20 protein-coding genes are annotated in these 20,710 nt (G+C 66.1%); 12 read left to right on the forward strand and 8 right to left on the reverse strand.

The window, feature by feature from the left end; all coding sequences use genetic code 11:
• Positions 1–121 precede the first annotated feature (121 nt).
• Together OG326_RS03900 and OG326_RS03905 are read left to right on the forward strand one after the other, a co-directional pair.
• On the forward strand, positions 122–1,354 hold the full coding sequence (locus tag OG326_RS03900; protein WP_327143255.1) for a cytochrome P450: 1,233 nt from the start codon (positions 122–124) through the stop codon (positions 1,352–1,354).
• A gap of 104 nt (positions 1,355–1,458) precedes the next feature.
• A complete protein-coding gene (locus OG326_RS03905) occupies positions 1,459–1,923 on the forward strand; it encodes a glutathione peroxidase (RefSeq protein WP_405140002.1) in 465 nt (154 codons plus the stop codon).
• Between the two features lie 134 nt (positions 1,924–2,057).
• Here the strand turns inward: OG326_RS03905 and OG326_RS03910 are convergent, their stop codons facing one another.
• A complete protein-coding gene (locus tag OG326_RS03910; protein ID WP_327143257.1) occupies positions 2,058–3,410 on the reverse strand; it encodes a cytochrome P450 in 1,353 nt (450 codons plus the stop codon).
• 91 nt (positions 3,411–3,501) lie between these two features.
• Complete coding sequence (locus tag OG326_RS03915; protein ID WP_327146359.1) at positions 3,502–4,065, reverse strand: TetR/AcrR family transcriptional regulator; 564 nt, start codon at positions 4,063–4,065, stop codon at positions 3,502–3,504.
• Between the two features lie 118 nt (positions 4,066–4,183).
• Here OG326_RS03915 and OG326_RS03920 point away from each other — a divergent pair, with 118 nt between their 5' ends.
• Positions 4,184–4,837 (forward strand): class I SAM-dependent methyltransferase, encoded by a 654-nt coding sequence (locus OG326_RS03920; protein ID WP_327143258.1) that lies wholly within the window; start codon positions 4,184–4,186, stop codon positions 4,835–4,837.
• A 151-nt stretch (positions 4,838–4,988) separates the two neighbouring features.
• Complete coding sequence (locus tag OG326_RS03925; RefSeq protein ID WP_327143259.1) at positions 4,989–6,497, forward strand: HNH endonuclease signature motif containing protein; 1,509 nt, start codon at positions 4,989–4,991, stop codon at positions 6,495–6,497.
• A gap of 747 nt (positions 6,498–7,244) precedes the next feature.
• Here OG326_RS03925 and OG326_RS03930 read toward each other — a convergent pair.
• The 6 genes from OG326_RS03930 to OG326_RS03955 all read right to left on the reverse strand — a co-directional run bounded on the left by OG326_RS03930 (position 7,245) and on the right by OG326_RS03955 (position 13,125).
• Positions 7,245–8,312, reverse strand: coding sequence for a prenyltransferase (locus tag OG326_RS03930; RefSeq protein WP_327143260.1), 1,068 nt, complete (start codon positions 8,310–8,312; stop codon positions 7,245–7,247).
• Complete coding sequence (locus OG326_RS03935; RefSeq protein ID WP_327143261.1) at positions 8,299–9,030, reverse strand: class I SAM-dependent methyltransferase; 732 nt, start codon at positions 9,028–9,030, stop codon at positions 8,299–8,301. The genes OG326_RS03930 and OG326_RS03935 overlap by 14 nt, the downstream gene beginning before the upstream one ends.
• Entirely contained in the window at positions 9,024–10,289 is a 1,266-nt protein-coding gene (locus OG326_RS03940) for a glycosyltransferase family 4 protein (RefSeq protein WP_327143262.1), read from the reverse strand. Before OG326_RS03940 ends, OG326_RS03935 begins: the two co-directional genes overlap by 7 nt.
• A gap of 98 nt (positions 10,290–10,387) precedes the next feature.
• Positions 10,388–11,245, reverse strand: a complete 858-nt coding sequence (locus OG326_RS03945; protein WP_327146360.1) for an LLM class F420-dependent oxidoreductase — start codon at positions 11,243–11,245, stop codon at positions 10,388–10,390.
• A gap of 15 nt (positions 11,246–11,260) precedes the next feature.
• Positions 11,261–12,733: an FAD-dependent oxidoreductase gene (locus tag OG326_RS03950; RefSeq protein ID WP_327143263.1), complete on the reverse strand. Its 1,473-nt coding sequence runs from the start codon at positions 12,731–12,733 to the stop codon at positions 11,261–11,263.
• 32 nt (positions 12,734–12,765) lie between these two features.
• Positions 12,766–13,125 carry a carboxymuconolactone decarboxylase family protein gene (locus OG326_RS03955; RefSeq protein WP_327143264.1) on the reverse strand — a complete coding sequence of 120 codons (360 nt, stop codon included), beginning with the start codon at positions 13,123–13,125 and terminating at the stop codon, positions 12,766–12,768.
• 289 nt (positions 13,126–13,414) lie between these two features.
• Here OG326_RS03955 and OG326_RS03960 point away from each other — a divergent pair, with 289 nt between their 5' ends.
• The 8 genes from OG326_RS03960 to OG326_RS03995 all read left to right on the forward strand — a co-directional run bounded on the left by OG326_RS03960 (position 13,415) and on the right by OG326_RS03995 (position 20,647).
• A complete protein-coding gene (locus tag OG326_RS03960; protein WP_327143265.1) occupies positions 13,415–14,617 on the forward strand; it encodes a cytochrome P450 in 1,203 nt (400 codons plus the stop codon).
• Entirely contained in the window at positions 14,617–15,423 is an 807-nt protein-coding gene (locus OG326_RS03965) for an SDR family oxidoreductase (RefSeq protein ID WP_327143266.1), read from the forward strand. The genes OG326_RS03960 and OG326_RS03965 overlap by 1 nt, the downstream gene beginning before the upstream one ends.
• Complete coding sequence (locus OG326_RS03970; RefSeq protein WP_327143267.1) at positions 15,424–15,627, forward strand: ferredoxin; 204 nt, start codon at positions 15,424–15,426, stop codon at positions 15,625–15,627.
• 10 nt (positions 15,628–15,637) lie between these two features.
• Positions 15,638–16,186: a nuclear transport factor 2 family protein gene (locus tag OG326_RS03975; RefSeq protein WP_327143269.1), complete on the forward strand. Its 549-nt coding sequence runs from the start codon at positions 15,638–15,640 to the stop codon at positions 16,184–16,186.
• Positions 16,180–17,436, forward strand: coding sequence for a hypothetical protein (locus OG326_RS03980; protein WP_327143270.1), 1,257 nt, complete (start codon positions 16,180–16,182; stop codon positions 17,434–17,436). Before OG326_RS03975 ends, OG326_RS03980 begins: the two co-directional genes overlap by 7 nt.
• A gap of 26 nt (positions 17,437–17,462) precedes the next feature.
• A complete protein-coding gene (locus OG326_RS03985; protein WP_327143271.1) occupies positions 17,463–19,073 on the forward strand; it encodes an acyl-CoA synthetase in 1,611 nt (536 codons plus the stop codon).
• A 96-nt stretch (positions 19,074–19,169) separates the two neighbouring features.
• Entirely contained in the window at positions 19,170–19,880 is a 711-nt protein-coding gene (locus tag OG326_RS03990) for an acetoacetate decarboxylase family protein (protein ID WP_327143272.1), read from the forward strand.
• On the forward strand, positions 19,877–20,647 hold the full coding sequence (locus tag OG326_RS03995; protein ID WP_327143273.1) for an SDR family NAD(P)-dependent oxidoreductase: 771 nt from the start codon (positions 19,877–19,879) through the stop codon (positions 20,645–20,647). Before OG326_RS03990 ends, OG326_RS03995 begins: the two co-directional genes overlap by 4 nt.
• The last annotated feature ends 63 nt before the right edge of the window (positions 20,648–20,710 follow it).

Below are 20,710 nucleotides of genomic sequence, written 5' to 3' on the forward strand. Positions count from 1 at the left end.
GGCGTTCGGGGCGTGATCACGCCATCGAAACCGGGGTTACCGTGCCGGGCGACGTGGTTCAATCGTCGTGAAACACGTTCCAGTTTCGAGATCATAGCGGCTAGCTGCCGTAGGAGGAACAGTGTCTGTTCCGTCGTTACCGGCCGGATTCGATTTCACCGATCCGGCGCTGTGGGCCGATCGCAGTCCCGTCGAGGAGTTCGCCGCACTGCGGCGCACGGCGCCCGTCTGGTGGAATGCGCAGACCCCCGAACAGGCCGCACCGTTCGATGACGGCGGCTTCTGGGCAATTACCCGGCACGAGGACGTCAAGGAGATATCCCGCAGACCGGAGATCTGGTCGTCGCACGAAAAGGGCGCGATCATCCGAATGCCTGCCGATTCGCTACCGGAACAGCTGGAGCTGTCACGAAATGCGTTGCTGATCAATATGGATCCGCCGAAACACACCAAGATTCGGCGGATCATCTCGCAGGGATTCACGCCGCGCGCGGTGGAAGCCCTGCGCAAGACGCTCACCACGCGCGCGGAAGCGATTGTCGCCGAGGCGAAGGCCGCCGGCGGTGGCGACTTTGTGCAGCAGGTGGCTTCCGAACTTCCGCTGCAGGCCATCGCAGAGTTGCTCGGAGTGCCGCAGGACGATCGGCACAAGCTCTTCACCTGGTCCAATCAGCTGCTCAGCTATGACGATCCGGAGTTCGCGGGCGCGAATATGACCGCCAATGCCGAACTGCTCGGATACGCCTACAACCTGGCCGAACAGCGGCGCGCCTGCCCGGCCGCGGATATCGTGACGCAGCTGGTGACCGCCGATGTCGACGGTGAGGCGCTGGGCAGCGATGAATTCGGATTCTTCGTCATCCTGCTGTCGGTGGCGGGCAATGAGACCACCCGCAATGCCATCACGCACGGCATGAAGGCCTTTGTGGACAATCCGCAGCAGTGGCAGCTGTATCGGGAGCGGCGGCCGAGGACCGCACCGGACGAAATCGTGCGCTGGGCGACACCGGTGACGTCCTTCCAGCGAACCGCGCTGTGCGACACCGAAATCGGCGGGCAGAAGATTCGCGAAGGCGATCGGGTGGGGTTGTTCTACAGCTCGGCCAACTTCGATGACGAGGTATTCACCGATCCGTTCGCGTTCGACGTATTGCGCGATCCCAATCCGCATGTCGGGTTCGGCGGTACCGGTACGCACTTCTGTGTCGGCGCGAATCTGGCGCGACTGGAGATCGACCTCATGTTCAATGCGATCGCCGATGCCATGCCCGATCTCGCCGAGGTCGCGCCGCCGGAGCGATTGCGGGCGGGCTGGATCAACGGCATCAAGCACTGGCAGGTCCGGTACGCCTGAACCGGACGTCCGGTATTCGTGCACCCGGGCGTGACGTGGGTGAACGGTGGCGTCCACGAACTCGTTCTATATTCGTGGACGTGACCTCACTTCGCGAAATCCCGCTGCAGACGCTCACCGACAAGCCCACCACGCTGGCCGAACTGGCCGGGGACAAAGTGGTGCTGCTGGTCAATGTCGCCTCCAAATGCGGCCTCACCCCGCAGTACACCGGCCTGGTGGAACTGCAGCAGACTTATGGCGCGCGCGGCTTCAGCGTGGTCGGCGCACCGTGCAACCAGTTCATGGGCCAGGAGCCCGGCACCTCCGAGGAGATCGCCGAATTCTGCTCCACCACGTACGGGGTCGACTTCCCGCTGCTGGAGAAGCTCGAGGTGAACGGCGAGGGCGCGCACCCGCTGTACCGGGAGCTGACCCAGGTGGCCGACGCCGAAGGCGCCGCCGGCGACGTCCAGTGGAACTTCGAGAAGTTCCTCATCGGCCGCGACGGCACGGTGCTCGCCCGCATCCGCCCCCGCACCGAGCCCACCGACGAGTCGGTAACCAGCGCAATCGAAGCCGCGCTCTAGGCATTGCGGGGTGGATCCCGGCCAAAAGCGCGCCGGGATGACGAGACGAAGTGCGCCGGGATGACGAGCCCCGCCATCGCGGACGGCACCCCCGTCATCCCGGCATGTTTTTGGCCGGGATCCACACCTACCGGCTACATGCGCCGTCGCCGGTAGCGGACCGCGCAGGGCTGCTGGAGTTGGACGACCATTTTCGAATGGTCGTTGCGGTACGTGTCCGACGGCTGGGCGAGTTCGAATTCCCAGTCGCGCAAGAGGATCGAGAAGATCGCCTTCAGTTGCATGAGGGCGAAGGCTGCTCCCACACAGCGGTGGCGGCCGGCGCCGAAGGGGATCCAGGTCCAGCGGTTGGCCAGATCGGCCTGGTTCGGGTCCAGGTAGCGGCCGGGATCGAATCGGGCGGGGTCGGGGAAGTCCTCCGGAATGCGGTTGGAGACAGCGGGTGTCGCGGCCACCAGGTCGCCGGGGGCGATGGTGCGGCCGCAGACTTCGAATTCGTCGCGGGCCACGCGCATCAGCACGATGAGCGGCGGGTGCAGGCGGAGTACCTCTTTGAGGACTGCCTCCAGCTGCGGAATCTGGCGTAGCGCATGGAAACTCACGTCCGCGCCGTCGGCGTAGAGCTCGTCGAGTTCGGTGACGACGCGCCGCATCACCTCCGGATTGCGGAGCAGTTCGATGATCGTCCAGGCCGCGGTGCCCGAGGTGGTGTGGTGCCCGGCGAACATCATGGAGATGAAGACGCCGGTGATCTCGCTGGGGGAGAAACGGGGATTGCCCTGCTCGTCCTGGATCGAGACCAGCACATCGAGCATGTCCCGATCGTCTTTGCCGGTAGGGGGATTCGCGAGCCGTCCGGCCATGATGTGCCGCACCAGCTTCACCAGTTGCCAGCGGGCTTCGTCACGGCGGCGGAAGCTTTCGATGGGTGCGTCCGGGTCGACGTAGCAGTAGGCGTCTGTGCCGCGCTCCAGCTCGTGATAGAGGTGCGCGAAGCGGCTGTCGAGCTCCTCGCGGAATTTGACGCCGATGAGGCAGGCCGAGGAGGTGTAGATGGTCAGCTCGGCGAAGAATTCCAGTAGATCGATTTCGCCTGCCGCGCCCCATGATTCGAGCATGCGGTGCACTTCGCGGGCGATCGTGGCGGCGTGACCGCGCATCTGATCACCGCGCAGCGCCTGATTGTGCAGCATCTCCTTACGGCGCTCCGGCGGGGCGTCGAAGACCACGCCCGCACCGAAGATGGGCTTCATGAACGGGTAGGCGGCGGCCTGATCCAGATCCTCATCGCTCGCGCGGAAGAAGAATTCGTTGGCTTGCGCACCGGTCAGCAGGATGACATCGCGCGAAGCCAGCCGGAAGGCGCCGATATCACCGCATTCGGCGCGGACCCGCGTCATGAGGGCGATGGGGTCGGTGCGGAATTCCTCGAGATGGCCGTGCTCGTGTGCGCCGCCCGATACCTGCCGTGGTCTGGTCGGCGTCATCGGAAACCTCCCGCAGTGCAGCAGACAGCTGTCTGGACGGTACTACGGGAGTGTGTGCCCGGCGGTGGGAATTCGCAGATTCCGGAAAGGCTCAGTCGCGCAGCGCGAGCAGCGCGGATTTCTCCAGACGATCGGCGATCTCGGCATACGAGGCGTATCCCATTCCGGCCCGCACCAGTGCGCCCGCGTACAGCAGCTCGAGCGTTTCCACGAGATCCAGATCCGCCTCCGCGCCGAGGGCGTCGATGAGCCGCTGGCGAATCTCGCTGCCGATGCGCAACCGCAGGTGCGCCACATCCGGATCGGTGCCCAGCAACGCGCTCGTCACCGCGCCCGCGAGCGCCGGTTCGTCGGCCACGAGCATGGCGGTCTGCCGCAGTACCGCGAGCACCCGCTCATTGCTGTCGAGGCCCTCGTTGTCGGGTGCGGGCGTGGCGGCCAGCCGCCGCCAGAACAGCTCCGCGACCAAATGCTCCTTCGAGGAGAAATAGGTGTAGGCGGTGGCGGTGCCGACCCCGGCGGAGGCGGCGACCATGCGCACCGTGAGGCCTGCGAAACCCTCCCTGGACAGCACTTCCATCGCCGCCGTGGTGAGCCGATCGACGGTATCGGCCTGCTTCTCGGTGAGCCGGCGGCGGGTGGCCTCCATGCTCACCGTGGGGCGTTCGGAAAGGGAATCAGACACGTGTCCGGATGCTACTATGGGCCCGGTCTCCGGGCAACTCGCCGATGTGCAATGTGCATCAATGCGTGCGCCCCAGAAAGGTTTTCGTATGACGCAGGCCGAGATTTCCGCCGACACCCGCGCTTTGTTCGACCTTGCCGAGCAAACCACCGGATTCATGCCGCCGGAAGAGGGTCGTGCACTATACGAAGCCGCGCTCGCGTACGCGGGCGACGGCACCATTCTGGAGATCGGCACGTACTGCGGCAAGTCCGCCATCTATCTCGGCGCGGCCGCGCGGGAAACCGGAGCGACGGTCTTCACCGTCGATCACCACGGCGGCTCGGAGGAACACCAGCCGGGGTGGGAGTACCACGACACCAGCCTGGTCGACCCCGAGACCGGAGTCTTCGACACGGTAACCACGTTCCGCCGCAGCATAGTTCGCGCGGGCCTGGCCGAAACCGTGATCGCGATCATCGGCTCTTCCGCTGCCGCAGCCCGCATCTGGCGCACACCCCTGCGACTGCTGTTCATCGACGGCGGCCACACCGAGGAAGCCGCACAACGGGACTACGACAACTGGGCCCACTGGGTCGCAGGCGGCGGCCTCCTGGCCATCCACGACGTCTTCCCCGACCCAGCAGACGGCGGCCGAGCCCCGTACAACATCTACCGCCGAGCAATGGACAGCGGAAAATTCCGCGAGCTTTCTGTCACAGGGTCGCTGCGGATTCTGCAACGCAATGCCGCATGCAACTGAACAAGGCAAAAGAGACAAGATAAAGACGCCTGGACAAGAAGAGCAAGACATAAGAACGAGAACAAATGATAAAACCCGAATATTCTGAATAGCCTTATATCACAACGGAATTCGCCTTTCCGGGTCTGTTTTCCAGCGGTAGAATAGAGGCATGGAATCAAGGGAAGAAACCGCAATCACGACCGGTGCAGCCGCACTGGTCGCGGCGGTCGATACCCTCACCACCCTGTCGTTGATTCCGTTGCCCGACACCGACATCGTCGAGTTGATGCAGCAGATCGAAACCAGCACCCGCCGGTTGGCGTCAGTGCAACGAGACCTGATCGTACAAGCCTGTGCCCGGTCGTTGCCCACCAAGAACGGTTCCGGGAGCCCGGCCCTGTATTTGCAAGCGGTGCTGCACATCTCGCACGGGGATGCGATCAACCGGTGGCGCACCGCCGAAGACCTCGCCGTCTGGCACCGCGTCGGTGACGAACCCGACCCGGCCCCGATACTGCCGTGCTCGGCCCAGGCTCTCGATGACGGGGCGATCTCCCTCGATCATGTGCGGGTGATCCGGCAGGTCATGAACCGGCTGCCCAGCAAGGTCCCCGCCGAAGCCCGCGCGTATGCCGAGCAGGAGTTGGCCCGGCAGGCGCGCGCGTTGGATCCGACGCATCTGCCTCGGATCGGGGAGCGGATCCTGGGTTACCTCGACCCGGACGGCACACTCACCGACGATGACGACCGGCAGCGCTTGCGGTCGGCGAGTGCGAGTCCGCAACGCTACGACCTGATGTCCACCCTCACCGTCGAACTCACCCCTGATGCGCGTGGGGCCTTCGATGCGGTGATGGCGAAGCTCGCGCGTCCGGGGATGTGCAACCCTGCGGACAAGGAAAGCCCGTGGGCCGAGGATGAGGACAACCCGATCCCCCGGGACGTACTCGAAGCCTGCGCCGCCCGCGACGAGCGCACCAAGGTCCAACGCCAGCACGATGCGTTGCTGGCGGTGCTGCACCCGGACTTCAACCCCGCCAAGCTCGGCTCCCACCGCGGGCTGCCCGTCTCGACGATCCTCACCATGAGCATCGAAGACGTGGAACGCGTCGCCGGAGTGGCCACCACCGCGACCGGCGGCACGGTGCCGGTTCCCGAGGCGTTGAAGTTGGCCGCCCGCCGGTCCAAGACGTTCGTGCTTGTGAAGAACAAGGACGGCATGCCCCTGCACCTGGGCGAAGCCCGGTTGGCGAACCCGGCGCAGCGGTTGGCGTTGATCGCCACCGAACGCGGCTGCACCCGCCCCGGTTGCTCGGCCCCCGCGAGCATGGCCGCCGTGCATCACGTGACCGAGTTCTGCAAAGGCGGACGCACCGATATCGAAAACCTCACCCTCGCCTGCGATCACTGCCATGCCCTGGTCAAGGGCGGTCCGCGCGGGTGGAAGACGATCAAACTCGGTGCGGATTCGGACTTCCCGGGCCGTACGGCGTGGATCGCGCCTGCGCATGTGGACCCGACGGGTACTCCGCAGGTCAATCATCTGCATCACCCGGGTGAGTTGATGTCGGAGGCTCCGCCGTCGCTGCGGCCTGGTCGGGTGTGTCGTGCCTGGGGGTTGTCCCCGGTGCGGTACCGGTTGCTGCGTCGGGTCGCCACACCGCCACCGCGACAATAGGTTTCCCGCCCTCGTGTCACCGACAGGATCATCCTGTCGGTGCTAGAGGTCGTTGCCGGACAAGGTTTTTCGGGGTTTTGGTTTTCGATCCCTTGTTTCCGGGCGTCTTTGTTCTTTGAATCTTTGGTCTTTTCATCTTGTGTCTGTGAAACCGGACCACAGCCGGTCGACCCCGCCGGTACCGCAGGTACTTCCGTGCTGCGGGAGGTAAATCGGGTACCCCACCCGACGTCACCAGCACGGCCATCTCGGGCCCTGCCCGCACCCAGGGACTCAACACCGCCTCTCGCCGCACGCAACCCAGGTGCACCGGCCTCATCTCGGCCTCGAATCCCCCGAAGCGGGCACCACACAACCCTTCTCTCCGACCGCACAGCAGGTGTACGCACGGCACAGACCCGATAACCGTTGTGCCGCTGAGAGACCCGCTGTTCGATCCCCGGTGGCCGACGGTTTCTATGCCGAAACGGTCGGTGCACCTGGGTTTCTTGCCTCCAGGGCAGGGTTGGTCAGCACGGGGGTGCGGGCAAAGCCCGAGATGGCCGTGCTGGGCACGTGGGGAGACGTACCCGATTTACCTCCCGCAGTTGGGAGAACTACCTGCGGTACCAGCTCGGTCGACCGGCTGTGGTCCGGTTTCAGAGACAAAGACGGAAGAGCGAGGGTCTGAAAGGCGAGAGTGGAGAACGCAATACGTGAAAGGGGAAGGGGCGAAGAGTGAGGGTGGGGGAAAGGGAGGTCCGGGGGTTAGTGGGGGCTGGGTTCGGGGCAGGTGCAGGTGGTGGTGGGGAGTTGGGGGAGGAGGTTGCGGAAGATGTTGTGGGCGGGGGTGGTTCGGGAGACGGCGTCGGCGGCTAGGAGGGTGGCGGCGGCGGTCCAGGTGGTGCGTTCTTCGGGCCAGCGTTTGCCGTCGGTGAAGACTAGGCCGGTCCAGTAGGAGCCGTCGGACTCGCGGAGGTGCTGCATGTCGGTGAAGAGGCGGAGGGCTCGGGGGGTGTCGCCTATGGCATCCAGGGTCAGGACCAGTTCGCAGGTTTCGGCGCCGGTTACCCAGGGGTGGTCGGAGACGCAGCGGATGCCCAGGTCGGGGACTACGAAAGTGGGCCAGTGGGTGTTGATTCGGGCTTGGGCGGCTCGGCCTCGGATCGCACCGGAGAGGACGGGGTAGTACCAGTCCATGGAGTAGCGGGCCTTGTCGAGGAAGGCTTCGGGGTGGTCGCGGAGGGCATGGCCCAGGCGGAGGGCGGCTACCTCCCACTCGGGTTGGGGGTCGCCCAGCTGGTCGGCCAGGGCGAGGGCGCAGCGGAGGCTGTGGAAGATGCTGGAGCAACCGGTGAGGAGGGCTTCGCCCGAGGAGCCTTCGGGGCCTGCGGACCAATGGATTTCGCCGAATCGGCCCTGCTGGAGCGAGAGGACGAAGTTGACGGCGTCCCGCACCACCGGCCACATTTCGCGGGCGAAGACGGAATCGCCGGTGCTGGTGGAGTAGTGCAGCACGCCGGTGGCGATGTAGGCGCAGAAGTTGGTGTCGCTGTGCTCGTTCTCGATGACGCCATTGCGGAACTGGCTGGGCCAGGAACCATCGGCGCGCTGGGTTTTCGCGCTCCACAGGTAGGCGGCGCGGGCTTCGTCCAGCAGTCCGGCCGCCGTCAAAGCCATGGCGTTTTCGATATGGTCCCAGGGGTCGGTGTGCCCGCCGGTGAACCAGGGCAGAGCGCCATCGGATTCCTGTGTGGCAGCGATGGATTCGGCGCTCTGCAGGAACTGGCGGGCGGTCAGGACACCGGGGACGCGGGGTAGGTCAGCGCCGGGCACTGCGAACCGCCGGCTTCGCGAAGTACAGGGCGACGCTCTTGCCGATGAACGGATCGAGCAGTCGTTCGGTGACGCGGGTCAGCTGCGGCGCGGACATCATGTCCCACACCAGCATTCGATGGTAGGTGCTGACCAGCGGGTTCTTCTCGTCCTTGACGCCGACCGCACATTTCAGCCACCAGTACGGGGAGTGCAGCGCATGTGCGTGGGCCCTGTGGATAAATCGCATACCCTGCGCTGCGACCTTCTCGCGGAGTTCGTCGGCGCGGTAGATGCGGACGTGTCCGCCCTCGTTGGCGTGGTATTCGTCCGACAGTGCCCAGCAGATCCGTTCCGGCAGCCACCGCGGCACCGTGATCGCCAGCGCCCCACCGGGTTTGACCACCCGCACCAACTCGGCGATGGCCGCCTCGTCCTGCGGCACGTGCTCGAGGATCTCGGAGGCGATCACCACATCGAATTCCCCGTCGCCGTAGGGCAGATCCAGTGCATCGCCGCGCACCGTCTCGGCCTTGGCGTACCCGGGCGCCTCGCCGACCTCGGCCATGGCCTTGAACATGACGTCCACATCGGCCAGGTCGGAACCGTTCTGGTCGAACGCCACAATGTCCGCACCGCGCCGATACGCCTCGAACGAATGCCGGCCGGCCCCGCACCCCACATCGATGACGCGGGTGCCGGGGCCGATGCCCAGGCGGTCGAAGTCGACGGTCAGCATTGGTGCGCCTCCTGGCGGATCGGGGTGATGGCCGGACGGGAGCCGTGCCGGGTTATAGCTTGTTCGTAGACGGAGACCGTCTGGGCGGCAACGGCTTCCCAGCTGAAGACCTCCAGGGCGCGTCGCCGTCCCGCCGCGCTCAGGTGGCGCAGGCGTTCGGGGGAGTCGAGCAGTTCGCCGAGCACCCGGGTCAGCTCCGCCACATTGCCGGGTTCGACCAGCTCCGCACAGCCGCCGACCACCTCCGGCAGCGCTCCGGCACGGCTGGCGACGAGGGGCGTGCCGCTGGCCATGGCCTCCACGGCGGGCAGGGAGAAGCCTTCGTACAGCGAGGGGATGCAGGCGATCTCGGCGGAGCTGAGCAACTGGGCCAGCTCCTCGTCGCCGAGTCCGCTGACGGCGGTGACGATATCGGCGATGCCGAGTTCGGCGATGAGCTTCTCGGTGGGGCCCTCCGGCTCCAGTTTGGCGACCAGCCGCACGTCCAGGACATGTGTATTGCGCAGCCGGGCAACGGCATTCAGCAGGTGGGCGATGCCCTTCAACGGCTTGTCCGCACTGGCCACGGCGACAATGCGCCCCGGCACCCGCGGCGAAGCGCGCGGCCGGAACAGTTCGGTGTCCACACCCAGCGGCACCGTGCGCAGCCGCTCCGGCAGCACTCCGAAGTCCGCGGCGATATCGTTCGCCGAGGACGATGACACGGTGATCAGCTCCGGAATCTGCCGGGCGACGCGCTGCTGCATGCCGAGAAACCCATACCACCTGCGCAGGAAGGGTTTTCGCCGCCACGTCGCGGCCGCCAGATCCACTTCCCGGTCCCGGGTGATCGGATGGTGGATCGTCGCCACCAGCGGGAGGTGCCGCGCGATATCCAGCAGCCCGTAGCCGAGGCACTGATTGTCGTGCACCACATCGAATTCCGCCGCTCGCGCCCGCAGGATTCTGGCGGCGCGCAGGCTGAAGGTGCGCGGTTCCGGGAATCCGGCAGTCCACATGGTGGCGACCTCGAGCAGATCGATGCCGTCGCGGATCTCACCGGGCCGTGGGGTGCGGAACGGGTCCTCGTCCCGGTACAGATCCAGGCTCGGTACCTCGGTGAGCCGCACCCGGGGGTCGAGGTGTTCGGGATAGGGCTGCCCGGAGAACACCTCGACCTCGTGCCCCAGTTCCGCCAGGCCCGCGCTGAGATAGCGGACGTAGACCCCTTGTCCTCCACAGTGGGTTTTGCTGCGGTAGGACAGCAGGGCAATACGCACGTCACGGCCTTTCGTAGGGCGCAGTGAAATTTACTGGGGGAGTGTGAATTTCAGAAGTCGTGCAGACCGCCCGGCACATCGGCCGGGCGGTTCGGGAATCAGCGGACGAGGCCGAGCGGCTCGAGTTTGCCCGCCAGCCGCTCCAAGTAGGCGAGGACTTCGGCCTCCGGCTTGTCCGGCATGCCGTAGAGCACGTCGGTGACACCGGCCTCGGCCCAGGCGGCCAGCTTCTCCGCATCGGGCTTGAAGTCCAGTGCGACCACGCGCGGTGCGCCCTCGCGGCCGGCTTCCTCCCAGTGCTTCATGAGCAGTGCGGTGGAGGCGAAGACATCCGATTCGGTGGGCGTGGTGATCCACCCGTCGGCCGATGCGGCGATCCACTTGAAGGTCTTGTCGGTGCCGCCCGCCCCGATGAGCAGCGGCACATGCGCCTGCACCGGCTTCGGCCATGCCCAGCTGGGGCCGAAGGAGACGAAGTCACCGGAGTAGCTGGCCTCCTCCTGCGTCCACAGCGCCCGCATGGCCTCGATGTACTCGCGCAGGACGGTGCGCCGCTTGTTGCCGGGCACCCCGTGATCGGTGAGTTCGTCGGTGTTCCAGCCGAATCCGGCGCCGAGCGTGACACGCCCGCCGGACAGATGATCGAGCGTGGCGATCGTCTTCGCGAGGGTGATCGGATCACTCTCGGTGGGCAACGCCACCGCCGTGGACAATTCGATGCGCGAGGTCACCGCGGCGATGGTCCCGAGTGTCACCCAGGGATCGAGCGTGCGGGTGTAGCGGTCGTCGGGCAGTTCGGCGGTGCCGGTGCCCGGATGGAACGCCTCCCGCTTGATCGGGATGTGGGTGTGCTCGGGCACGAAGAACGAGGCGAAGCCCTGCTCCTCGGCGGCCTTGGCGGCGACCGCGGGGGTGATGCCGCGGTCACTGGTGAATTGAACGATGCCGAATCGCATATGCGTCATCCCCTCTCAGTTGGACTTGGCGGCGGCGATGCCCGCGCGCCTGCCGTAGAAACTTCCGTCACCCAGCGAGCAACCGCTGGCATAACCGCCCGCGCAGATGCCTGAGGTGACGCGACCCGCCGCGAACAGTCCGGGGATCGGCTCGCCGGACACGTGCAGCACCCGCGAATCCAGATCGGTGCGCAGGCCGCCGAGGGTGAATCCACCGGTGTAGCCGCGCAGGTCGTACGCGCCCAGCGGAGTGCCGATGGGCTTCACCCACTCCGGCTTCTTGTGCAGGAACGGGTCTTCGCCGTTCTCGGCATGCTTGTTGTAGAGGTCGATGGTCGATTTCAGGGCGTCGGCCGGGAGCCCCATTTCGCTCTCGAGCTCGGCGACGGTCTCCGCGACCCAGGTCGGCGCGATGCGCAGGAAGGACATGGAGGACTTGGTTTCGAACGCCTCCTCCAGGGCCTGCTCGTCGATGACGAGATACGCCTGGTTGTCCTGATCCAGCAGCACCGCCTGGCCCAGTCGGCCGGGGTAGGTGTCCTCGGTGACGAACCGCTGACCGCGGCCGTTCACCAGAATGCCGCGCACCACCACCTGCGGGTCCGCGACCAGAGCGACCTCGGTGGCATCCATATGCGCCAGATCCGCGCCCAGCGCCTGGGCGACCCGGATGCCGATGCCGTCGTGCTCCTCGACGGTCGCGGCGGGCCGCCCGGCGATCTTGGGCGCGAACCGCTCGACCATTTCGTGCTGGTACGCGAAGCTGCCGGTGGCCAGCACCACGCCGCGCTCGGCCCGTACGAACAGCTCCTTGCCGTACCGCTTGGCCGCCACCCCGACCACCCGGCCGGTGTCGTCGACGACGAGCCGCTGCAGCCGCACATCGAATTCCCGTCGGACGCCGAGCTTTTCGGCGGTATGGGCGAGCGGCTCCATCAGCATGTAGCCGCCGCCCTTCTCACCCAGCTTCTTGTCCTTGGTCCAGGCGAGGTGGCCGCGCGGCGCGGGGTCGGCGATGGTGTTGAACGGTGCGGCGTTCTCGCCGCCGGAGAACATCAGGCCCTGGTCGCCCGGCGGCTCGTAGCCGGGCTCGCCCCAGAACTCCTCCTTGAACGGAACACCCTGCGAGACAAGCCAATCGAAGTGTTCGACGCTGCCCTGGCAGTAATCGTGGATCTTGTTCTTGTCCACGCCCGGCCCGAGCGCGGCGGTCAGGAACTTCTCCATGTTCTCGGCGGTGTCCTCGAACCCGAGCGCCCGCTGCAGTGCCGTACCGCCACCGAGATAGATGAAACCGCCGGACAGGGCGGCCGCGCCGCCCCAGCCGCCGGTGCGTTCGAGCACGAGCACATCGGCGCCCGCGCCGGCCGCCTCGATGGCGGCGCACACCCCGGCAATGCCGTATCCGACGACGACCACATCGGCCTCGAAGTCCCAGGAGGTGACCTCGCTGGACCGGAGCGGTCGTACGGTGGCGGTTTCAGCCATGTCTTGTTCGATTCCTAACGGGGAGAGGGGGATTACTTCTTCTTGTGCTGCTTGACGGCCTTGCCGACGACGCCGTCCAGGGTGGTGCCCGCGGGCCAGCCCACGTAGTGGCACAGGAACAGCGCGATCTCCCGCAGTTGCTCCTCGTCCAGTTCCTCATTGCGCAGGGCCGCGCCGACCTGGATCTCGGCAATATCGAACAGGCCCTGTGCGGTGACCGCGCCGAGCAGCAGCAGTCGCCGGTCGCGAATGGAAAGCCCTGGGCGCGACCAGATATCGGCGAAGAGATGATCGGCGGTGACCGCGAAGTGCTCGCCGGGGCCGTCCTGGAATTCCCAGCCGTACACCTCGCTCATCTTCTTCAGTCCGCGTTCTCTGCGCTCGTCGGTCATGAGTGTCCTGCCTTCACTGTCGAGTCGGTTGCGGACCGCGGAAATCGGGACCTCAACGGCTGTTCCCATGCTGTCCGGACACGTGTACGGACTATAAGTTCGCGGCTCGGAAACGCGCAAGAACATGTTTCAGTTTGGGAGACTGTTTCTCAGGTTCGATTCGTCGATCCGTTGCCAGCAGCCCGCCGCGCTAGTACCGTGCAGACACGTGTCCAGTCAGTTGTACTGCTGACCGGACGGCGTCCGCCGGAGCCGGCGAACGTGTTATGGAATACGAGGTGCAGAGACGATGACCGCAGCCTCCCTCGAGCCGCTGCTGTTCGACCCCTACGACTACGGCATCCATGAGGATCCGTACCCCGTCTACCAGCGGCTGCGCACCGAAGCGCCGGTGTATCACAATCCGGGGCTGGACTTCTGGACGCTGTCCAGGCATGCCGATGTGGGCGCCGGATTCCGCGACAATGTGCGGCTCTCCAGCGCCAACGGGGTATCGCTGGACCCGGCCGCCTGGGGGCCGCACGCGCACCACACCATGTCCTTCCTGGCCATGGACGATCCGCGGCATCTGCGCCTGCGCAAACTCGTCTACCAGGGGTTCACCCCTCGCCGAGTGACCGAGATGAGTGATCGCATTCGCGAGATCACGCTGCAGCATCTCGAACCCGCGCTGGCGGCAGGGAGTTTCGACTGGATCGACGATGTCGCGGGCAAGCTGCCCATGGACGTCATCTCCGAACTGCTCGGTGTGCCCGATGCCGACCGTGCCGAATTGCGCAGGCTCGCCGATCTGCTGCTGCATCGCGAGGAGGGGGTGCTCGATGTGCCCGTCCCCGCCATGGAGGCGGCACTGAGCCTGTTCGGCTATTACACCGAGATGGTCGCCGCCCGCCGCAAACGGCCCGCGGACGATCTGACCTCCGCACTCCTGGACGCCGAAGCCGACGGCGATCGGCTCACCGATCAGGAGATCATCGGCTTCATGTTCCTCATGGTGGTCGCGGGGAACGAGACCACCACAAAACTGCTGGGCAATGCCCTGTACTGGGCCGGTGTGAACCCCGAGCAGTACGCCAAGGCGGCCGAGCATCCCGATCTGGTCGGCGACTGGGTGGAGGAGACGCTGCGCTACGACGCGTCCAGCCAGATCCTGGCGCGCACCGCGGCCGAGGATCTGGAGTACTACGGGCAGACCATTCCGCAGGGCTCGAAGGTGCTGCTGCTCATCGGATCCGCCAATCGCGATACCGCCGCCTTCCACGATCCGGACCGCTACGACATCGAACGGGCCGACAAGGGCGGGCTGATCAGCTTCGGCCGCGGTGTGCACTTCTGTCTGGGCGCGCATCTGGCGCGGCTGGAAGCCGGAATCGTGCTGCGGGAGTTCACCGATCGGGTGCGCTCGTACGGATTGGAGCCCGGCAGCGAGCGCGTGCACTCGGTGAATGTGCGCGGCTTCGCGAAACTGCCGGTGACAGTGGAGGTTCGGTAATGCCGCGTTTTGCACCACATCCCGCCCGCAGGCCGGTTCTCATTGCCGGCGCTTCCTCGGGCATCGGGGCCGCCACCGCGATGGCGCTGGCCGAACTGGGATATCCGGTGGCGCTGGGCGCCCGGCGCGTGGAGATCTGCGAGACCCTGGCCGAGAAGATTCGCGCCGACGGGGGCGAGGCCTTCGCGTATCGGCTCGACGTCTCCGATACCGCGTCCGTCGACGAATTCGTGGTGGCCGCCGAAAACGCGCTCGGGCCGATCGAAATCGCGGTCTACGGTGCGGGCGATCTGGAATTCGGGCAGGGCTGGGACGTGGATCCCGAACTGTTCGACTCGCAGGTGCAGGTGCATCTGGTGGGTGCGCAGCGCCTCGCACACCGGGTCGTGCCCGGCATGATCGCCAGGCAGCGTGGGGATTTCGTCGTCATCGGCTCGGACTGCGCCGATCGGCCGCGACCGGGAATGGGCGCGTACAACGCCGCCAAGATGGGTGTCGAGGCCCTCGCCCGGCAGATGCGCATGGAATTGGAGGGCACCGGTGTGCGCTCGTCCATCGTGCGCCCGGGGCAGACCCAGACGGGCATGGGGATGACGGCCACACCCGAGGTGGTCGGGCCGCTGCTCGAGGACTGGGTGAAGTGGGGATTCGCCCGGCACTCCTACTTCCTGCGGGCCTCCGATATCGCCGCCGCGATCGTCGCGGTCGTCTCGACGCCGCGCGGCGCGCACCTGGTGCTCGTCGAGGTGCAACCGGAAGCGCCATTGAAAGACCCCACACCGAAAAAGGATTCGGAAGGAGCGTAGATGCGCCTCGTGGTCGATCTCGACCTCTGCCAAGGGCATGCCGTCTGCCAGGACGAAGCCCCCGCACTCTTCCAGGTACCCAAACACGGGCAGGTCGACATACTGCGCACCGATCCCGGTGACGACCTGGACGCGGCCCGCGCCGCCGTCCGCTACTGCCCGACCCAGGCGCTCTCGCTCCGCGAAGACGATCCCACAGACTGAAGGAACGACCATGGCTTGGTCCCGCGACGAACTCGACGACACTATCGCCAAATGGGTACAGGAGAACCAGCGCTGCGAAGCGCTCGGGGACTGGAAACCCTTGGCGGACTTCTACACCGAAGACGCCACCTACGGCTGGAACTACGGGCCCACCCAGGAATTCATGGCCGTCGGGCGCGATGAGATCCGTGATATCGCACTCGGACAGGAGATGTTCGGCCTCGAGGGCTGGACCTACCCGTACCAGGAATTCGTGGTGGACGAGCGCAGCGGCAGCGTCATCGGATTCTGGAAACAGATCAATGAGAAGAACCGGGCGGACGGGCGGCCGTACAGTCCGGAGGGCATCGGCGGCAGCTGGTTCCGCTACGCCGGCAACGGCCAGTGGTCCTGGCAGCGCGACTTCTTCGACTTCGGCAATGTGACAGCGCTTTTCGTGGAGATGATCCAGAACGGCGTGCTCTCGAACGGCATGCAGAAGCGGATCGAAAGGTCCGTCTCGGGGGAGCCGCTCGCCGGGTGGTATCCGGTCGGAGAGGGTCCGGCGCCACTGTGGTGAACAGCAGATACAGTTCGCTGTCCCGCAGCGAGCTCGCCGTCCTGGCGCCGGAGCTGCTGCTGTGCGGGCACCTCATCGACCGATCCGGAATGGCCCATGCCATAGGCGCTTTCGGGCGCGAAGGCATGACCGAGGTGGCCATCGAGGAGTGGCGGCTGGCCAGCCCGGTGTACACCCGGCGCATGCAGCGGGCGCTGGGCATCACCGGCGACGGCGTGGATGTCATCTTCAAGGGCTTCCAGCTCGATATCGGCGCGCCACCGCAGTTCATGGACTTCCGGTACCGGGTCCAGGACCATGACCACGGGGAATTCCATCTCGACCACTGCGGTGCGCTCGCGGATGTGGAACCCATGGGCGAGGCCTACGTGGTCGGCATGTGCCACGATATCGAGGATCCGACCTTCGATGCGACGGCGCTGGCCACCAATCCGTACGCACAGGTGCGGCCGGTGCATAGGCCGCCGCGGCATCCGGCGGACCGGAAACCGGTGTGCGCGTGGACGGTAACCATCGATAAGTCTCATGAACCGTTCGTGCCGTCCGCGGATGCGCTGGTGCTGAACGAATCTGCCGCGGCGCGTGTGGAGCTGGAGGGTATCGATACGGAAGATGCTGGGCGGGCGGACTATTCGGGACCACTCCTGAACGACATCCGTTTCGACGACTTCTCCCGTTCGGCGCTCATTCGGATCGCGGACGAGGTGTGCCTGCAACACCATCTGCTCACCCTCGGGTTTCGCCGTGCCCTCGCGGCGCGCACCGATGCGGCACGGGCTCTCGATATCGCGCGCAAGCAGTTCACCGGTATCGCCGGGCTGACCTCCGAGCGGCTGCGCAATGCGCTGCGGCTCGGCGACGATCCGGCCGCACTGGCCAAGGTGCTGCGCCTGCACCCCGCCCTGAATCCGGCGGCCTATGTGGCGGCCGAGATCGGCAGCGAAACCTACGGCGGGGAACGGGTGGTCGAGCTGCGACTCGATCGTGACTGCGGCGCGTTCGCCGACGGCGCGTGGCCGGAGCTGCTCGACGCCGATCATCTGGAACCGCTGAACGCGCTGGTACGCGGGGTGAATCCGCGATTCCACGCGGCGGTGAGGTCTGCCGACAGCCGAGCGCTGACCGTCGAGATCGGCCTTGCCGCAACACCTTTCCCGGAAGCCTCCGAGGTCGCCATCACCCGTTTCAGCACCGGCGCGGCCTTCGACTTCACCGACCGGGGCGCGTCGCTTCCGCTCATCGTCCTGTAGCCAGCTGTCCCCAGAAAGCGAACGCCATGGTGTGCAATTTCGCCGACCTGTACGAACACTCCGCCGACGCGGTGCCCGACCGGATAGCCGTCATCGAGGGCGACCGCCGGCGCACCTTCCGGGAACTCGATGAGCGCGCCAATCGACTGGCGCACCATCTGGCCGCCGCCGGGGCCGGGCCGGGAACCCATATCGGCTTCCATATGCACAACAGCATCGAGACTCTCGAAACACTGCTGGGCTGCTTCAAGATTCGTGCCGTGCCCATCAATATCAACTACCGGTACCAGGCCGAGGAGCTGCGCTACGTCTACGACAATGCCGACCTGGAAATGGTTGTGCACCACCGCTGTTACGCGCCGCTGATCGAGGAGGTGCGGCCACAGCTGCCCAAACTGCGGCACAGCCTGGTGGTGGAGGACGATCAGGGTGGTGCGGGCTTGCCGACCGAGTCCGTGCCCTACGAGTCGGCACTCGAAAACGGCTCTCCGGAACGCGATTTCGACACACGTAGCCCCGATGACCTGTTCATCATGTACACCGGCGGCACCACCGGCCTGCCCAAGGGCGTCATGTGGCGGCAGGAGGATATGTGGCGGGTCCTCGGCGGTGGCATCGATTTCTACAGCGGTGAACCCGTGGCCGATGAGTATCAGCAGTCCCGGCTCGGTGCGGAGAATCCGCCCATGCGCTGGTTCGTGCTGCCGCCGCTCATCCACGCCGCGGCCATGATGCCGACCTTCACCGCGCTGTGGTCCGGCAATACGGTGCTGTTCGAACCGCGGTTCGACCCGGCGCGCATCTGGCAGGTGGTGGCGCGGGAGCAGCCGAATATCCTGGTCATCACCGGTGATGCGATCGCCCGGCCGCTGGTGGACGCCTACCGGGCCGCACCGGTCGACGCCTCCTCGCTCTTCTCCATCGGCTCCGGGGCCGCGCAGCTGACGCAGCAGGTGAAGAACGAACTGCTGGAGCTGTTTCCGAGCACGCTGGTCAGCGAATCCATCGGATCCTCCGAAACCGGTTTCGGCGGTATCGGTTTCGCGCAGAAGGACGATGATCCGGGCCGCGGGCCGCGGGTCAATACCGGTCGCGGCGCGGTCGTCGTGGACGAGACCGGCCATCCGATCGCACCGGGCGGCGAGGGCTGGCTGGCCAAGACCGGCAATGTGCCGATCGGCTACTACAGGGATCAGGCCAAGACCGACAAGCTGTTCCACACCGTGGACGGCCGGCGCATGGTGGTCACCGACGATCGCGCCCGCGTCGAGGAGGACGGGTCCATCACCCTCATCGGCCGCGGGAACATGGTGATCAATACCGGCGGTGAGAAGGTCTTCCCCGAGGAGGTCGAATCCGTTGTCAAGGCGCACGAATCGGTGTACGACGCCGTGGTGATCGGTATCGCGCACGAGCGCTGGGGTCAGCAGGTGGGCGCGATCGTCTCGGGCGCCGATGCCGAGGGCATCGACTTCGCGGCGCTGGAGCGGCATGTGCGCGCGCATCTGGCCGCCTACAAGCTGCCGCGCCGCATCTGGGTCGTCGATACGGTGTCCCGCACCCCGAGCGGCAAACCCGACTATCGCTGGGCCAAGGGCCACGCGGCGGCCCGCGAGGCCGATCACGAGGTGCAATAACCGGTTATGGAATCGAATGCCACATCGGACACCGATCAGCGGGATACCTTGGCCGAATCCATGGCGAACATCACAAGAACCTGTTCTAATTTGGACATGGTGGAGGCGCATACGGTACTCGGTGAGCAAGTCCGCATGCCGGTCGAGATCCGCCATGCCGATGCCAGCTCCGCGCTGTTCCTGGTAAATGCCGGCGCGGCGCGCGCACTGCTCGCCCCGGCCGGTCTGGAACCGATCACCGTGCTCGGGCGGGCGGTCCTGTCCCTCGCCTTCGTGCGATACATCGACGGCGATCTGGGGCCGTACCACGAATTCGCCTTCTCGCTCATGGCGAAACAGCCGGGACACAAGGGCAGCACCGGGGCCTACATCCACTGGCTGCCGGTCAATCAGAGCTTCACCTGTGAAGCCGGGCAGTCGATTTGGGGTTTTCCCAAGTTGATGGCGGATATCGATATCAGCCTCGTGCGCGGCGGGCATCGCTGTGAGGTGCGGGTGGACGGACATTTGGTCATCGCGCTGCGGGTCGCCGACGGGCTGCCCATGCCCGGTGGTGCGGGCGGCGCGTCCATCGACGCGTACACCTTCCGCAACGGCATTCTGCGGCGCACACCCTGGCTCATGAATCCGAGCCGGGTGCGCGGGCGGCCCGGTGGTGTCCGCGTCGAACTCGGTGATCACCCCGTCTCCGATCAGCTGCGCGCCCTCGGTCTGCCCAGGGGCGCGCTGTTCGCCAGCCGGATCGGCGCGCTGGCAATGACTTTCGACGATGCCGCGACGGTATTGCAGACCAGGGGGAACCGATGACACAGACCGCACTCGTCACCGGCGCCGCGAGCGGTATGGGCAAGATCGTCGCGCAGCGGCTCGCCGCCGCGGGGTGGAAGGTCGCGGCCGTCGACCTCAATCCCGGCGGGCTGGCCGAGACCGCACAGCGATCACCGAATATGTCCGTCTACACCTGCGATGTCTCCGATCCGGAACAGGTGCGCGCGGTGGTGGACAAGGTGCGCGGTGAACTCGGCACCATCGACCGGCTGGTGCACGCCGCCGGCATGTGCCATGTGCACGCCTCCGCGCTCAATCATGATGTGGCGCAGATCAAGAAGATGATCGACGTCAATTACATCGGCACCGTCAATCTGTGCCAGGCCGTCATCCCGGCCATGAAGCAGGCGGGGACCGGCACCGTCGTACTGTTCGCGTCGGTGGCGGGCTGGCTGCCCTCACCCGGGATGGCCGGTTACTCGGCCTCCAAATTCGCGGTCATCGGATTCATCGACAGCCTCGCCTATGAACTGCAGGGCAGCGGTGTGCGGCTGCTCGGGCTGTGCCCGCCCATGGTGGAAACCGCCTTCCTGGACAAGGTTCGGGAGGAGAACGCCTCGGTGCTCGGCGGTGAGGGCGGAATGAGTCCCGAGGGCGTCATCGACGCACTCGAGAAGGCGCTGGCCAAACCCAAGAATCCGCTGTTCGTCTTCCCCGGGCAGGCCTACCCGACCTACCTCATGCGGCGCTTCCTGCCCGGCGTCATGCGCCGGATAGTCGGCCGCATGGTCAAGCCGACGGATTAAACCGTCGTGCGGATACCGGCTCGTGCTCCGACCGGTATCCGTCCCGGCGCTGGGCAATCGGGG

Origin of the sequence: Nocardia sp. NBC_01327 (genome assembly GCF_035958815.1) — a bacterium.
Classification (GTDB): domain Bacteria; phylum Actinomycetota; class Actinomycetes; order Mycobacteriales; family Mycobacteriaceae; genus Nocardia.